This is a genomic window from Xanthomonas sp. NCPPB 3570 (assembly GCF_056725115.1).
In genome coordinates this window covers 4,796,044-4,811,515 of sequence record NZ_CM161513.1, presented here as the reverse complement: position 1 = coordinate 4,811,515, position 15,472 = coordinate 4,796,044, and the positions used below count along the sequence as shown (strand labels likewise).

Here is a 15,472-nt window from a genome sequence, read left to right as displayed (position 1 = left end):
GCAATGGTCTACTTGCTGCTGCCCTTTGCGATTTTAGATGTGGTTCTAGTATCCTTGATTCTTGGGAAAATTTTTCTGTCAAAACGGTTTTCGCGCTTAGAGGTAATTTTATTCCTTATATCTAATGTGTCAATTTCATATTTTATATATGATTTCCCTAGGTCGTAAATTTGATAATTAGATTTTTACGAATCTGCAACTTCAATAATCAAGTCCTACAAGTGAATAGCGTTGTCAATTTTGATAATGCACATTTGATTTTAAGCGGGATAGCTGGGTCTCATATTCAAAAACGATGAGCAGGCGGTGCTGACCGCCGGCAGCGTGCCGACCCAGTACCAGCAGATCGATCCGGGCACCGGCCAGGTGCCGCAGGTGGTGGGCGGCGTTGGCGCGCCGCTGGGCAACATCGTGCTGCCGATGGGCGGGCTGTACCGCCTGGTCGGCAGCAACGGCGCCAGCGTCAACACGCTGGGCCGCGCCGCCAACGGCCTGGGCGGGGTGAAGGCCAGCAACAGCGCCCCCGGCCGCCGCTACCTGATCGAGACCGATCCGCGCTTCGTCGACTACAACAATTTCATCAGCAGCGACTACCTGCTCGACAAGCTCGGCGTCGATCCGCAGTGGACCCAGACCCGCTTGGGCGATGGCTTCTACGAACAGCGCCTGGTGCTGGACCAGATCACCCAGCTTACCGGCCGCCGCTACCTGGGCAACTACGCCGACGGCGTGGCCCAGTACCGCGCGCTGCTCGACGGCGGCGTCGCCGAGGCCGGCACCCTGCACCTGAGCGTTGGCGTGGCGCTGACCGCCGACCAGGTCGCCGCGCTGACCCACGACATCGTGTGGATGGTGGAACAGGAGTACCAGGGCCAGAAGGTGCTGGTGCCGGTGGTGTACCTGTCGTCGAAGACCGCGCTGACCCTGCGCAGCGACGGCGCGCTGCTGGCCAGCGATAGCGGCGACGTCTCGCTCAACGGCACGGCCGGCCTGAGTAACACTGGCACCATCAGCGGCGCCAATGTCAGCGCCAACGTCGGCAACCTGCTCAACCAAGGCCGCATCGTGTCCAGCGGCACCGTGCAGTTGCAGGCCAATCAGGACCTGCTCAACCTCGGCGGCCAGATCGCCGGCCGCGACGTGCTGCTCAGTGCCGGTCGCGACCTCACCAGCACCACCCGCGACGCCCTCGCCGGCGGCGACCTGCGTTCGGGCATCACTGCCGGCAACAACCTGCTGCTGCAGGCCGGCCGCGACCTCAGCCTCACCGGCACCACCGTGCAGGCCGGCAACAGCGCCGCGCTGCTGGCGGGCAACAACCTCACGCTGCAGCCGACCGCGCTGCGCGATGAGTCCGGTCTGACCCGCGGCGGCGATGGCACCAGCCTGACCGTCGGCAACAACCTGTCCCTGCAGGCCGGCAACGACCTGCAACTGCACGGCGTAGCGATCGCCGCCGGCGGCGACGCCGCGTTGCAGGCCGGGCACGACCTGTCGCTGACCCCGGTCACCGACGCCAACGGCATGGCCACGGTGCGCACCAGCATCGCCACCGGCGGCAGCCTGCAACTGGCCGCCGGCAACGACCTCACCATCCGCCAGGCCCAAGTGAAGGCCGATGGCAACCTGATCGCCGCGGCCGGGCACGATCTCAACGTGACCTCGGTGCTGGGCGACAGCCGCACCGTTACCGACCAGAGCCGCCAGGGCAAGACCAGGGTCTTCACCACCACGACCACCCAGGACATCGACCAGCAGGCGCTCACCGCCGGCGGCAACCTGGTGCTCAGCGCCGGCCACGACGTCAACCTGACCGCCGCCAAGCTCGACGCCGGCAACGGCCTGGCCGTGGTCGCCGGCAACGACCTCAACAGCACCACGCTGACCACGGTCGACAGCAGCACCACCCTGGAGACGCGCAAGCGCTTCAAGCAGACCACCAGCACCCGCGACGAGACCGTCCACGGCAGCGAGTTCACCGCTGGCGGCGACATCGCCCTGCAGGCGGGCAACGATGTGAACCTGACCGCGGCCAAGGCGTTCACCGAGACCGGTGCGCTGGCGGTGTCCGCCGGCAACGACGTCAACCTGCTCGCCGCGCAGGAGCAGCACGACGCCGTGCAGGACATGCAGAAGAAGAAAAAGGGCTTCCTGTCCAGCAAGACCACCACCACGCATGACGAGTGGCACGACAGCACCGCGGTGGCAACCACGCTCAGTGGCGACACCGTGCAGATCGCGGCCGGCCACGACCTGCTCTCGCAAGGCGCGCAGGTCGCCGGCACCGGCGATGTGGTCGTTGCTGCGGGCAACGACCTGACGCTGGAGACGGCGAAGAACACGCATAGCGAGGAGCACGACAAGAAGGTCAAGAAGACCGGTCTGTACAGCGGCGGCGGCTTCAGCGTCACCCTGGGTGCGAGCAAGCAGACCAACACGCTCGATACCACCGAAGTGAGCCAGAGCGGCAGCCTGGTGGGCAGTACCGACGGCTCGGTTACGCTCACCGCCGGCAATGCCGTGGCGATCACCGGCAGCGACGTGCTGAGCAAGACCGGCACGGCCATCGTCGGCAAGGACGTGACTATCGCCGCGGTCGAGAACCGCGTGGACACGGTGCAGACGTCCAAGCAGCAGAGTGCGGGGATCACCTTGGGCCTGACCGGCGCGGTGGTACAGGCTGCCGAAGCGGCATATGGCGCAACCAAGCGCGGCAGCGAAGTCGAGGATAGCCGACTGCAGGCGCTGTATGCGGCCAAGGCTGGTTACGCAGTCAAGGACAGCGTCGATGCCTACCAAGCCGCTGACGCGCAAGGCGCACAGATGGGCGGTATCAGTCTGCGCATCGGCATCGGTGCCAGCAGCGCGTCCAGCAAGACCGTTACTCACGAGGAAACCACCGGCGGCAGCCGCATTTTGAGCGACGGCAACGTCACCATCGCCGCCACCGGCGGCGACTTGAATGTGATCGGCAGCAAGATCGACGGCCAGAACGTCGCTTTGGCGGCGGCCAATAACCTCAACCTGCTGAGTCAGCAAGAGACCAACACCGAGAAGTCGAGCAACAAGAATGCCGGCGGCGAGATCGGTGTGAGCGTCGGCACCACCACTGGCGTCTACCTGACTGCATACGCCGGCAAGGGCAGTGCCAAGGGCAACAGCGAACTACACACCGAGAGTGTGGTCACGGCCAAGGACACGCTGACCCTGGCCAGCGGCAACGACACCACGATCAAGGGTGCACAAGCGATCGGCGACACTGTGCTGGCCAAGGTCGGCGGCGACCTGCTGATCCAGAGCGAGCAGGATACCAACGACTACAAGAGCAAGCAGCAGCAGGCAGGCGTGCAATTGGTCTACGGCTATAGCACCGGGGGCAACGCCAGCGGCTATTACAGTCAGCAGAAGATCGACAGCAGCTACACCAGCGTCAAGGAGCAGAGTGGAATCCAGGCTGGTAACGGTGGGTTTGACGTCACCGTTGGCGGCGACACGCACCTGATCGGTGGCGCCATCGCCAGCACCGCCGATGCCGAGAGGAACCGCCTGACCACCAATAGCCTGACGGTCGAGGACGTACAGAACAAGGCGGAGTACAAAGCCAGCAGCGTCGGAGTCAGCTCGGACATGGCGTCCAGTGCGACGAAGGCAGCGCTTGGAGCCGCCCTGAGTCTGGCTGGAGGTCAGAACGGCAGCACCACCAGCGTCACCAAGAGCAGCGTCTCCGCAGGGTCGATCGAAGTTCGCAACGGAGACGACTCGGCGGTCGCAAACCTGGATCGTAAAGCGACTGAGCTGCAGCAGTCCGGTCTGAAGCAGATCTTCGACGAATGTAAAGTCCAAGATCAAATGGAGATGGCCAAGGTCGCGGGGGAGGTTGGCTTCCGCACGGTTGGAGCGATTGGAGATGCGCTGACCAGCAAATACAAGGATGCCGCACTCGTTGCCGATGGCGCTGAAAGGCAATTGAAGCGTGACGATCTGACTCCGGAGCAGCGCGCCCTAATCCAACAGAACCTGGATACCGCCAAAGCCACCATGGCGGCGTACCAGGAGCAAAACGATCTCTGGAAGGACGGCGGAACCGGCAAGACACTGATGCACGCCGTCGCGGGTGCGGTCGCTGCGAGCCTTGGTGGCGGAAATGCGATTCAAGGCGCGCTGGGTGCAGGCGCCGCGGAACTTGCACGGCCGCTTACCGAAGGTGAATCGAAGCTTGTGCAGAACCTGGTCAGCGCGTTGGTCGGTGGTGTCGCCGGCGGCGAGACTGGCGCCGGCGTTGCAGTGGATGGAGAGAACTTCAACCGGCAGCTGCATCCGGACGAGCTGAAGAAGATCAATGCCAATGCTGCCACGTTCGCAGCGATGGAATGTGGCGATGCATGCACACCACAACAGGTGGAAGCCGCGCGGCAGCGCCTGATCGTCCAGGCCATGCGTCAAACGGACAGCCGTTGGGACAGCATCCTAGGTATGGGGGGACTAGTCGCCCAGGACGGAAATGCACAAAGTTTCCTGTCATCAATCACACAGACCAAGGGCAATTACACAGACTTTGGCGCCGACTGGGCCCAGTACAACGATCACTCGATGTTCGCCGACGCCTTGCGTGGCACACCAGCGCTTGATCAGGTGTACGGCGCAGTGCTGCGCACCGCAACGAGTCAGGATGACCAGCGCCACTTGCTGCAGGCGCTGAACCGCACGGATGCTGGCTGGACCGATGACTATGTCCATGGCGTCTTGAACCGAGACGCATGGGCCATCGGGACGACCTTCACTGGCGATGTCGGGTTCGTCGCGGATGTAACGCACAAGCTGGCGACGGGCGATGCGAAGGGCGCTCTCAGTGCGGTCGCCGGGGCCGTGGTGCTGTCCAAGGTCGGTGAGTTGGGTGGAATCGTTGCCGGCAAGGCCGTCACCATCATCAAGGAAGCCTTGAATTCAACCAAGGACGCTTCTGATTCGGTGCTGCCGTTGGTGGTGAAGGAGACTGCAACGACCGGCACTGCGGGAGAGGTGCTCACTGAGGTGCCGCTGTTGAAGCCAGAGGCGCCCAACCCGAACAGCGTGATGGATGTGCCCAGAGGCAATGGAATCGATACCTCTGGTTTGGCTGGCTTCCCTGAAGTGCCTGCTGGCTATAGCACGTTGAAGTCTGGAGGATCGGCCGCGAATGAAACGGGTGGGTTGCCCGATGGATTTAGGCGCATTGTCAATGCCGACGGCGAAGTTGTAATACAGAGTTCGTCTGGAAAAATATATCCATCCGATAACTCAATACACATAGCAGATCACGAAAGCGCTGTTTTAGATTTGGCGAATTTTAGAGAAGATATAGGACTGCCTAAGTCCGGCTCTGCGGCTGACAGAAGTACTCTTGCCGTTATCGAGGTTGACGGAAAGAAAATATATGGAATAAATGCCCATGGTACGGAAGTCAGTGGTGTTAATTCAATATCAAAAACTCACGCGGAGATTGATGCTTTAAACCAGATAAAAACTATGAAGATTGATGTCAGCGGTCAGAGCCTAACTTTGTACGTAGATAGGCAACCATGTACGGCTTGTGGACAAAATGGGGGCATTCGATCTATGGTTAGGCAGCTGGGTCTTTCTGAACTGAAAGTTGTGGGCCCTGATGGGGTTGTTATTATAAGGCCGTGACATGATTATCTCAATCGATTCTAGAAGTGGAACAATGAATAATGAGAATATATTTGAAACAGAGGATTTTGAGAAAGTTTTTGATCTGGTAGATCGCCTGGATGGTAATAGGCATACGCTTGTTTCTATCGAAAAGTCAGATGGGTCTCAGATGTTAGTCGGAGGAGGGGCGGGAAAATATATCGTGACTATGACTTCCTCTGACTTCAAAAATTTCCATCTTGAAAATGGAGAAGAAAAGGGCGGTCTTGTAGAAATCTGTGCTGGTGGGCAGTTTGGCGAATACGACAAAAATATGGTTGTTTCCATTGATTTGGTGAAATCTGCGATAGAGCAGTTTTTTGGCGGCACAACGCCGAATGTAAGCTGGGTTAGCGACTAAAGTAATTGGGCGTAATATGCTGCTACCAAGCGCATTAGCCAAGTCGCGTAAAGCCGACGGCAGGTGCTGCCGCAGGTGGTCGGCGGCGACGGCGCGCCGCTGGGCAAAGGTGTACAAGTGAATTTCTGTTACTGCCGTGCTTGGTCTAGATCTGAAAAAATTCCTTTGGAAATTTATTCGAGGGAAGTCGCCGAAAATCGGCATGAGCAACGTGAGGCATACACGGTGCTGGTCAATTCGGCTTCCTCTCCGTCAGCGTTTGCAGAGATTTTTTTAAAAAAAGGATTTGTTTGCGTCGGCTTTCTGGACAATTTACTTAGGGAATATATCTCGTATCAGTTCAAGCTCATTGAAGGGGAGCGTTGGTTTTTGGTAATGGCGGTTTATAGAAGCTATATTGCCGAAGCACAGGAAGTTGCAGCTGCTGACACTTATATTTTTAAGCCAGAAGGCGATCTTTTTATTAGGCGGGATAAGTTCAATCCTCGCGAGTCTGAGGTTGGGAATTCAAAATTCAATCCTGATAAGAACTACGAGAAATTTTCTCAATTCGGTGACTACCAAGGAATTTTTAAAATAGAAAGATAAATCGGACGTGCCTAGGGGTAATGACATCGATACCTCTGGTTTGGCTGACTTCCCTGAGTGCCTCCAGGCTGCAGGACAATGAAGTGGGGATGAGTAGCTGCGAATAAGGCTGGCGCGCTTCCGGACAGGTTTAGGCGCGTCCTGAATAACGAGGGCGGCGTTGTAATCCAAGGCTCAAGGCGTTCTGTCGCTAATGTCCTTAATGTCTAAAAGCTCTTTAAAGAAAAATATTATAGAGAAGATTTCCTAAATTATCGGAGGTGGCGCGTGGAAATTTTTCTTTTTGAGTTTTCCTTAAAGGCCAGGTTTTCTTACCCGGATGTAGCCAGCGCGGCATTGAGTTGCATCGGCGAGCACGTAGGCTCTGCATTTGACCACTCACTGTATCTCGGTCTTTCTCCGGAAGAGCAAAAAAAATCCATTGGATTAGAGGTTATTTGCGCGGATTCTGGGTACAGAACTTTAGTTAACGGCATTTCTTGCGTTGAGTTGTACGGTAATTTATTGGGTGAGTTTGCCTCATGCATGTCTTTCATTCTAAAAACAGAAGTTGTGATTGGGGATTACCTTGTGGATGTCGATATGGTTACCGGGCGGTATCTCATATATTATCCAGACGGATCATTTAGGCATGCTTATGAAGTAAAAAATGGGAGCGGGGTTTTTGACGTGGTTGCCATAGATTAGTTGCTGACTTTAAAGTAATATAATTTTCAGATCCATCGAGCGGCGCCATTTAAGCATAATGGCCAATCATAAAATTTTCGCCATTTGCCTTTCTGTAAAAGATAATAATGCGCTTATCATGCGCAGCCTACTAAGAGCTATCCTTTGGTACTAGAAAAATGCGTTGGTGAGTGCGGCATTGATCTACAGAGCCGTAACTCGCCAAACAGTATGATTCGCCCCTGACCAGCAAGCAGTCCATACGATGACCGACACCCCCGCCGTCCCCGTCCTTTCCACCATCGAAGCCCGCGCCCTCGGCTGCCTGATCGAGAAGGAGGCGACCACGCCGGATGCGTATCCGCTCACAGTCAATGCGACGGTGGTGGCGGCCAATCAGAAGACCTCGCGTGAGCCGGTGATGACCTTGAGTCCGGGCGATGTGCAGCATGCGCTGCGGCAACTGGAGGGGCGCGGGTTGGTACGGCAGCAGTTCTCTTCGCGCGCCGAGCGCTACGAGCACCGGTTGGCGTCGGCGCTGGATCTGACCCAGCAGCAGATGGCCTTGCTCGGTCTGCTGTTGTTGCGCGGTCCGCAGACCGTCAATGAGTTGCTGACGCGTGCCGAGCGCATGGCGCGCTTCGCCGATGCGGACGACGTCCGCCATCAGTTGGAACGGCTGGCGCAGCGTCAGTTGGCGTTGCAGTTGCCGCGTGCCAGCGGGCAGCGCGAGGACCGCTATATGCATCTGCTCACCGGTCCGGTGGATGCGGAAGCGTTGGCGGCCACGTTCAAGGCGCGGCCGACGTCGTCGGGGCACGACGAACTGGAAAGCCGGGTGCAGGCGCTGGAGGCCGAGGTGGAGGAGTTGCGCGAGATCGTGGCGCAGCTGCAGGCGCAGCGCGGCTCCGAGTGACGCGGTGCGGGTGTCCTCAAAAGAGAGCCTCCCGTAGACACGGAGGCTCACGCGTAGGAGCGGCTTCAGCCGCGATGCGCTCTACAGGGGATGCCTGTCGCGGCTGAAGCCGCTCCTACAATCGCTACGACAGATCCCGCTACGTCACGACAAAGGCGCATTGCTAAAGCACCCGGAATACGCCAAGTCGCTCATCGAGCGCAGCGGCCCGCGATCGCAAGATCAAGTCATCTCCACCTGCGGAATCACCGCCAGCATATCGGTCACGCCGACATCCACGCCCGCCTGGCTGAGCAAGGTAGTGGCCTGGCCGCGATGGTGGGTCTGGTGGTTGAAGAAATGCAGCAGCAGGTCGCCGAAGCGCCGGCTGTGCGACTCGCCACGGGTGTTGCGATAGCGCAGCGTCACATCGAGGTCGTCGGGCTGTAGTTCCGTCATCCACGCAGCGATCGTCGCATCCAGGGCCTCGCGCTGCGTCTGCAGATCCGCCAAGCAGCCGGCCTGTGGCGTATCCAGCGCAGCCGGGACTGGGTTGGCGGCGATGGCCTGCAGCGCCGGGTGGCGTGCCGGATGCTGGGCAAAGCGCTGCAGCCAGATCGTGTCGGCCACCACCAGGTGGTTGAGCGTACCCAACAGCGATCCGAAGAAGGCGCCGCGCGGCGCGGCGATGGCGGTGTCCGGCAGGGTCGCGGCCGCGGCGTAGAGACGCTGGTTCATCCACTGGCTGTAGTCGGCGAACAGCCGCAGTGTGTGCAAGGTGTCCATGCTCAGGCGTGCTCCTGGGGCGCGTGCAGTTCGCACAGATGGAGTTCGACCTCGGCCGCTTCCGGGCTCAGGCGCACGTGTCCCTGGGCGATGAAGCCCAGCGCGGCGAGCAGCCGCAGCGAGCGCGCGTTGCCCGGGGATACGATCGCGTAGACGCGCGGCATCGCCAATACGGTGCGCGCGTACTCCAGCACCGCGCGCGCCGCCTCGCTGGCGTAGCCGTGGCCCGCGTAGGGTTCCAGCAAGGCATAGCCCAGGTCGGGCGCGGGCAGGGTCGGCCGCAACACCAGCCCGGCCACGCCAAGCCAGGCGCCGTCGTCGCGACGCTCCACCGCATATAGGCCAAAGCCGTGCTCGGCGTAGCTGCGCACCGAGCCGTCGGCGAGATAGCGGCTGGCCTGCGCTTCGTCGCGCACGCCGCGGTCGCCGATATGCGCCAGGAAGCCGGGGTCGTTGAGCAGGGCCAGCATCGGCGCGGCGTCGCGCTCGGGGTCCAACCGGCGCAGCAGCAGGCGCCCGGTCTCGATCACGGTGGACATGCGGCGCTCCTGCGGGTGGGGCGGCCAGCGTGGCGCCGCGGCAGCGCCTTGGCAAGCGGTACCGTCGGCAGGCGATGCGCGACGCAGCCGCATCGTCGCCATGGGGCTCGGGAGGTGCGGAACGTCGCCACATGGGATCATCGCACCCGACATCCCGGTCACATGTAACAAACGTCTAGTTAACAGCTTCACATGGGGTGCCGGTATTCTGACGCCCATGCGACCCATCCCCCGTCTCGCCACCTTCCTGTCCCTGCTCTCCCTGGCCGGCCTCGCCGAGGCCCGCGGCGTCATCGAAAAGGTGCAGATCCAGGGCCTGAACAAGGACGAGGACGCGGCGATGATCGAGAACATCCAGGTCTCGCTGTCGCTGTACGACGCCATCGGCAAAGACCAGGGCGAGTCGCGCCTGGAGTATCTGCTGAGCCAGGCCGAAAGCCAGACCCGGCAGGCGCTGGAGCCGTTCGGCTACTTCACTCCCAAGATCACCGTCGACGCGCCACGCCAGGACGACAAGCTGACCGTGGTGGTGCACGTGGACAAGGGCGAGCCGGTGCGGGTGCGCAACTTCCATGTGGGCATCACCGGCCCGGCCGAGGACGACCGCTACCTGGGCGAGGACCTGAAGAACTTCCGCCCGCGGCAGGGCGACGTCTTCGTCAGCAGCGTCTACGAGACCAGCAAGGTCACCATCACCCGGCGCCTGGCCGAGCGCGGCTACTTCGATGCCGACTTCACCCAGCGCAAGGTCGAGGTGACCCGCGCCGACCACGCCGCCGACATCGACCTGAGCTGGGACAGCGGCCGCCGCTACAACATGGGCCCGATCCGCTTCCATCAGGACTACTTCAACCAGAAGCTGTTCGATCCGCTGGTGTACTGGAAGGAAGGCAGCTACTACCACGAGGGCAAGCTCGACCGCCTGCGCGAGTCGCTGGTCAAGCTCGACTACTTCAGCGTCATCGACATCCAGCCCAAGCCGGAAGAGGCCGACGCCAACGGCGACGTGCCGGTGGACGTCAACCTCACCCGCGCCAAGCGCAGCATCTACACCGCCGGCCTCAGCTACGGCAGCGAGAGCGGCGCCGGTGTGCGCCTGGGCGTGGACCGCCGCTACGTCAACGCGCGCGGGCACAAGCTCAGCACGCAGCTGGATTACGCGCAGAAGCGCAAGAGCTTCATCACCAGCTACCGGATCCCGGCGTTCCGCTGGCTCGACGGTTGGTACACCACCTCGCTGCGCGTCTACGACGAGCAGACCGACTACATCGACCTGCGCAACGTCAAGCTCACCGGCAGCCGCAGCGGCCAGATCAACGAGCACTGGACCGCGATCGCCTCGATCAACGCGCTGCGCGAACGCTGGCGCTACGCCACCGACGAGGTGTTCGACGGCGCGCTGTACCAGACCTCGACGCTGTTCTATCCGCAGATCGAGGCCGATTACGTCGGCGTCGACGACAAGGTGTTCCCGCGCAAGGGCTTCAGCGGCAACATCAGCCTGCGCGGCGGTGCCGAGGGCGTGGGCTCGGACGCCAGCTTCGTGCAGGCGCACATGCGGGTGAACTGGTTCCACGGCATCGGCGACAACGACCGCCTGATCCTGCGCGGCGAAGCCGGCAGCACCTGGACCGACGCGCTGGTGGCGATGCCGCCGAGCCTGCGTTTCTTCGCCGGCGGCGACAACAGCATCCGCGGCTATGCCTTCCGCGAGGTCGGCCCGCGCACGGCGCGGCCGGACCGCTTCGCGCTCGGCGCCAAGCACGTGCTCACCGGCAGCGCCGAGTACGAGCACTACTTCAAGGGCGGGCCGTGGGGCGGCGCGGTGTTCGTCGACAGCGGCAGCGCCTTCGACGACACGCCGGACTGGCACACTGGCGTCGGCTTCGGCCTGCGCTGGCGCTCGCCGGTCGGCCCGGTGCGGGTGGACATCGCCCACGGCTTGAACGATCCCGACTCGCAGTTCCAGCTCTATCTCAACATCGGAGCCAATCTGTGAGCGCGCCGATCGAGCCGACGTCGCCCGCCACGCCGCCACCCCGGCGCCCGCGCTTCTACCGGCGCAAGCGCTTCTGGTGGGGCTCGGCGCTGACCGTGGCCGGCCTGGTACTGCTGGCGGCGATCGCGCTGTACTGGCTGCTGCAGACCGTGGCCGGGCGCGACGTGCTGCTGGCGCAGGTGGTGGCGCGGCTGCCGGCCGGCTCCACGCTCACCTGGGAGCGCGCCGAAGGACCGCTGGCCGGTCCGCTGACCTTGCACAACCTGGATTTCCGCTACAACGAAATCCACTTCACCGCCGAGCGCGCCTACCTCGATCCGGACATCCGCCCGCTGCTCGGGCGCAAGCTGCAACTGGACGCGCTGGAGCTGACCAACGCCACGCTCAACCTGGCCAAGAGCGACGAACCGTTCGAACTGCCGCGCTGGCCGCAGTCGCTGCCGCAGATCGAAGTGCCGCTGGCGCTGCAGGCCGACCGCATCGCCATCGACGGCCTGCGCATCACCCAGGCGCAGCAGCCGATGATCGACATCCGCACGCTGCGCGGCGGCGTGGAAGTGGCCAATGGCGAGTTCCGCGCCACCCAGGTGGTAGTGAACAGCGACCGCGGCGATTTCCGTATCAATGGCGATTACCTGCCGGGCCAGGACTACAAGGCCGACCTCACTGCCAGCGCGGTATTGCCGGCCGCACGCGGGCGCACCCCGGCGCGCCTGGGCCTGGTCGCGCGCGGCGACCTGGAGAAGATGGAAGTGGCCATCGCCGGCAACGCACCGGCGCCGCTGCGCGCCACCCTGGTGTTCACCGGCCGAACCGATCCGGTGTGGGAGTTCGCCGCCAGCAGCAAGGCGTTGGATCCGTCGCTGCTGGTACCGCCGGCCGACGACGCGCCGGCGTCCGTGCCGCTGGCCTTCGACCTGCGCGCCAAGGGCAAGGGCGGCAACGCCGACTTGCAGGGCGAACTGTCCCGCGACGGGCAGAAGCTCGTGCTCGATCCCTCGCACCTGAGCCTGGACAACCAGGTGCTCACCGTCGCGCCGCTGCAGCTGCGCGCCTTCGATGGGCAATTGCGCCTGCGTGGCACCGCCGATCTGCGCGACCCGGACAACGCGCAGTTGCGCTTTGCGGTCAACGCCAGCGGCATGAGCTTCGCCACCGCGCCGGATCCGTCCACCCCGGATGCACCGGCGGTGCCGATCAAGCTGGTCGAGGCCAACCTGGGCGTGGCCGGCACGGTGAAGCAATGGGCCACCTACGGCGAGGCCACCGTCGCCCGCGGCAAGGACAGCGCCAACCTGCAGTTGGACGTGCGCGGCGACGATCGCCAGGCGCAGTTGAAGCAGGTGCGCGCGACCATGCCCAGCGGCACCCTCGACCTGGGCGGCAACGTGGCCTGGGTGCCGGAATTGAACTGGGACGTGCAAGGCACGCTGGCCGGCTTCGACCCCGGCTACTTCGCACCGGGCTGGGACGGCAAGCTGTCCGGCACCTTCGCCTCACAGGGCAAGCAGTTGCCGGCGCGGCCGGACGGCAGTGCCGCCGGCTACCAGGCCACGCTCGACATCCCGCGCTTGAACGGACGCCTGCGCAGCCGCCCGCTCGACGCCAACGCCAAGCTTGCCCTGCAGGGCAGCCAGGGCGAGGGCAAGCTGCAACTGAGTCTGGGCGACAGCCGCCTGCAGGCGCAGGGCAAGGTAGGCGACCAGCTCGACGTGGACGCGCAACTGCAGCCGCTGCAACTGGCCGACCTGCTGCCCGGCGGCGCCGGCAGCCTGCGCGGCAGCGTGCAGGTCAAGGGCCGCCGCGACGCGCCCGATCTCACCGCCGACCTCACCGGCAGCGGCCTGAAGTGGGACAGCTACAGCGCCGACAGCCTCAGCCTGCGCGGACGCCTGCCGTGGCGCGGCAACGGCGGTGAACTCGCCCTGCGCGGCAGCGCGATCAATGCCGGCGTGCTGCTGCAGACACTGAGCGTGGACGCGCGTGGCGCGGTCGAGAACTTGCAACTCGACGCCAATACCGAGAACGACATGGGCGCGCTGGCCTTGGCCGGGCAGGTGCGCCGCGATGGCGCGCGCTGGCAGGGCGCCTTGAACACGCTGCGCATCGCCCCGGCCAAGGGCGAGCCGTGGCAGCTGCGGAAGGCGGCCAATTTCAGTGTGGCCGGCAGCGCCTTCAGCCTGTCCGAGAGCTGCCTGGCGCCGGGCAGCGGCGGCGCCTTGTGCGTGTCCGCCGACTGGCCGAAGCAGGGCCTGACCCTGCGCGGCGACGCCCTGCCGCTCGCGCTGGTGCAGCCATGGCTGCCGCCCAGCAACGGCCGAAAGATGTACCTGCGCGGCGACCTGTCCATCGACGGCAGCTTCAAGCCGGCCGGCAACGCCTGGCAGGGTTCGCTGCGCCTGGCCTCGCGCGAAGGCGGCCTGCGCCTGGGCGATAACGCTCGCGGCGAACTTTTGCGCTACGACCAGTTCAGTTTCGTCACCGATTTCAGCGCCCAGCACATCCATTCCAAGCTCGGCATCGGCTTCCAGGGCGACGGCTTCGTCGACGCCACCGTCGATACCGGCTGGGATGCGTACGCGCCGTTGAACGGCGAGATCTACATGAACATGGCTCGGCTTTACTGGCTGGAGCTGTTCTCGCCCGACCTGGTGCGGCCCAAGGGCCTGGTCGAAGGCCACGTCAGCCTGCGCGGTACCCGCTCGCAACCGGCGATGGGCGGCGACGCCACGTTGAGTAACTTCACCGGCGAACTGCCGGCGCTGGGCCTGACCCTGAGCGAGGGCAAGGGCCGCTTCGACGCGCAGCCGGACGGCTCGGCGCGCATCGTCGCCTCGGTGAAGTCCGGCGAAGGCACGCTCAATGTCGATGGCGGTCTGTCCTGGTACGGCGACCGCACGCCGCTGCAGTTGAATATCCGCGGCACCAACGTGCTGGTGTCCAACACCGCCGAATTGCGCGCGGTGGCCAATCCCGACCTGCAGTTCGGCATCGCCAACAAGACCATGATGCTGAGCGGCCAGGTCACCGTGCCCTCTGCCGACATCGACCTGGAACGGCTGGATCGCGGCACCTCGCTGTCCGAGGACGTGGTGGTGCTGGACCCGGCCGACCCCGAGGCCACGCCGACCTCGCCGCTGGAGATGGACCTGCGGGTGACGTTGGGCGACCAGGTCAAGATGGCCGGCTTTGGCCTCAAGGGCGCGCTGACCGGCGCCATGCAGGTGCGCTCGCGGCCGGGCCGCGAAACCACCGCCACCGGCGGGCTGGACGTCAGCGGCAAATACAAGGCGTACGGGCAGGACCTGACCATCACCCGCGGCCAGCTCACCTGGAGCAACAACATCGTCTCCGACCCGCGCATCAACATCCGCGCGCAGCGCCAGGTCGGCGACGTCACCGCCGGCATCGACGTCACCGGCCGCGCCACCGCCCCGCATGCGGACGTGTGTTCCGACCCGTCGATGTCGCAATCGGAGGCGATGTCCTACCTGGTGCTGGGCCGCAGCCTCAGCAACACCAGCAGCGCCGAGGCCGACCAGGTCACCGCCGCGGCCAGCGCCCTGTCGGCCGGCAGCGGCCTGCTCGCCTCGCAACTCGGCGCCAGGCTCGGTTTCGACGACGCCGGCGTCAGCCAGTCGCGCACCCTCGGCGGCTCGGTGGTGGGTTTTGGCAAATATCTCTCGCCGAAACTCTATGTCAGCTATGGCGTGTCGCTGATCGGCAGCGGCTCGGTCCTGACGCTGAAATATCTGCTGGGCCGCGGCTTCGACGCCGAAGTGGAATCGAGCACGGTGGAGAACCGGGGGTCGGTGAATTGGCGGAAGGAGAAGTAGGGGCGGCACGAAGGCATTTTTCGCGTTCCCTTACCGAGGAGCGTCGCTTTGCAAGGAACTGTCACAAGCAAAGCTAGTGCGCGATACTGCCAAGGTCTTGTTTTGCCTGCAGAT

General features: G+C 63.2%; 8 protein-coding genes and 1 pseudogene. 7 read left to right on the top strand and 2 right to left on the bottom strand.

The window, feature by feature from the left end; genetic code table 11:
• Positions 1–306 precede the first annotated feature (306 nt).
• The 5 genes and pseudogenes from AC1PLR_RS20720 to AC1PLR_RS20700 form a co-directional block, all read left to right on the top strand.
• Positions 307–5,583, top strand: a pseudogene (locus AC1PLR_RS20720) (hemagglutinin repeat-containing protein); the annotation flags it as partial.
• Between the two features lie 118 nt (positions 5,584–5,701).
• Positions 5,702–6,049 carry a hypothetical protein gene (locus AC1PLR_RS20715; protein ID WP_481102187.1) on the top strand — a complete coding sequence of 116 codons (348 nt, stop codon included), beginning with the start codon at positions 5,702–5,704 and terminating at the stop codon, positions 6,047–6,049.
• 63 nt (positions 6,050–6,112) lie between these two features.
• On the top strand, positions 6,113–6,637 hold the full coding sequence (locus tag AC1PLR_RS20710) for a hypothetical protein (RefSeq protein ID WP_481102186.1): 525 nt from the start codon (positions 6,113–6,115) through the stop codon (positions 6,635–6,637).
• A gap of 267 nt (positions 6,638–6,904) precedes the next feature.
• Positions 6,905–7,324, top strand: a complete 420-nt coding sequence (locus AC1PLR_RS20705; RefSeq protein WP_481102185.1) for a hypothetical protein — start codon at positions 6,905–6,907, stop codon at positions 7,322–7,324.
• Positions 7,325–7,568: 244 nt separating this feature from the next.
• Complete coding sequence (locus tag AC1PLR_RS20700) at positions 7,569–8,219, top strand: YceH family protein (RefSeq protein WP_481102184.1); 651 nt, start codon at positions 7,569–7,571, stop codon at positions 8,217–8,219.
• Positions 8,220–8,441: 222 nt separating this feature from the next.
• Here AC1PLR_RS20700 and AC1PLR_RS20695 read toward each other — a convergent pair whose 3' ends face one another.
• Both AC1PLR_RS20695 and AC1PLR_RS20690 read right to left on the bottom strand, forming a co-directional pair.
• Positions 8,442–8,984, bottom strand: a complete 543-nt coding sequence (locus AC1PLR_RS20695) for a DinB family protein (RefSeq protein WP_481102183.1) — start codon at positions 8,982–8,984, stop codon at positions 8,442–8,444.
• A gap of 2 nt (positions 8,985–8,986) precedes the next feature.
• A complete protein-coding gene (locus AC1PLR_RS20690; RefSeq protein WP_481102182.1) occupies positions 8,987–9,523 on the bottom strand; it encodes a GNAT family N-acetyltransferase in 537 nt (178 codons plus the stop codon).
• A 217-nt stretch (positions 9,524–9,740) separates the two neighbouring features.
• Between AC1PLR_RS20690 and AC1PLR_RS20685 the strand changes: the two genes are divergently transcribed.
• Both AC1PLR_RS20685 and AC1PLR_RS20680 read left to right on the top strand, forming a co-directional pair.
• Positions 9,741–11,522 carry an autotransporter assembly complex protein TamA gene (locus AC1PLR_RS20685; protein ID WP_481102181.1) on the top strand — a complete coding sequence of 594 codons (1,782 nt, stop codon included), beginning with the start codon at positions 9,741–9,743 and terminating at the stop codon, positions 11,520–11,522.
• Positions 11,519–15,358 (top strand): translocation/assembly module TamB domain-containing protein, encoded by a 3,840-nt coding sequence (locus tag AC1PLR_RS20680; RefSeq protein ID WP_481102180.1) that lies wholly within the window; start codon positions 11,519–11,521, stop codon positions 15,356–15,358. The genes AC1PLR_RS20685 and AC1PLR_RS20680 overlap by 4 nt, the downstream gene beginning before the upstream one ends.
• The last annotated feature ends 114 nt before the right edge of the window (positions 15,359–15,472 follow it).

Bases quoted from the DNA above. Each gene is read 5' to 3' on its own strand.
- AC1PLR_RS20715 (WP_481102187.1), top strand. From the start codon at position 5,702: ATGAATAATGAGAATATATTTGAAACAGAGGATTTTGAGAAAGTTTTT.
- AC1PLR_RS20700 (WP_481102184.1), top strand. From the start codon at position 7,569: ATGACCGACACCCCCGCCGTCCCCGTCCTTTCCACCATCGAAGCCCGC.
- AC1PLR_RS20695 (WP_481102183.1), bottom strand. From the start codon at position 8,984: ATGGACACCTTGCACACACTGCGGCTGTTCGCCGACTACAGCCAGTGG.
- AC1PLR_RS20690 (WP_481102182.1), bottom strand. From the start codon at position 9,523: ATGTCCACCGTGATCGAGACCGGGCGCCTGCTGCTGCGCCGGTTGGAC.
- AC1PLR_RS20685 (WP_481102181.1), top strand. From the start codon at position 9,741: ATGCGACCCATCCCCCGTCTCGCCACCTTCCTGTCCCTGCTCTCCCTG.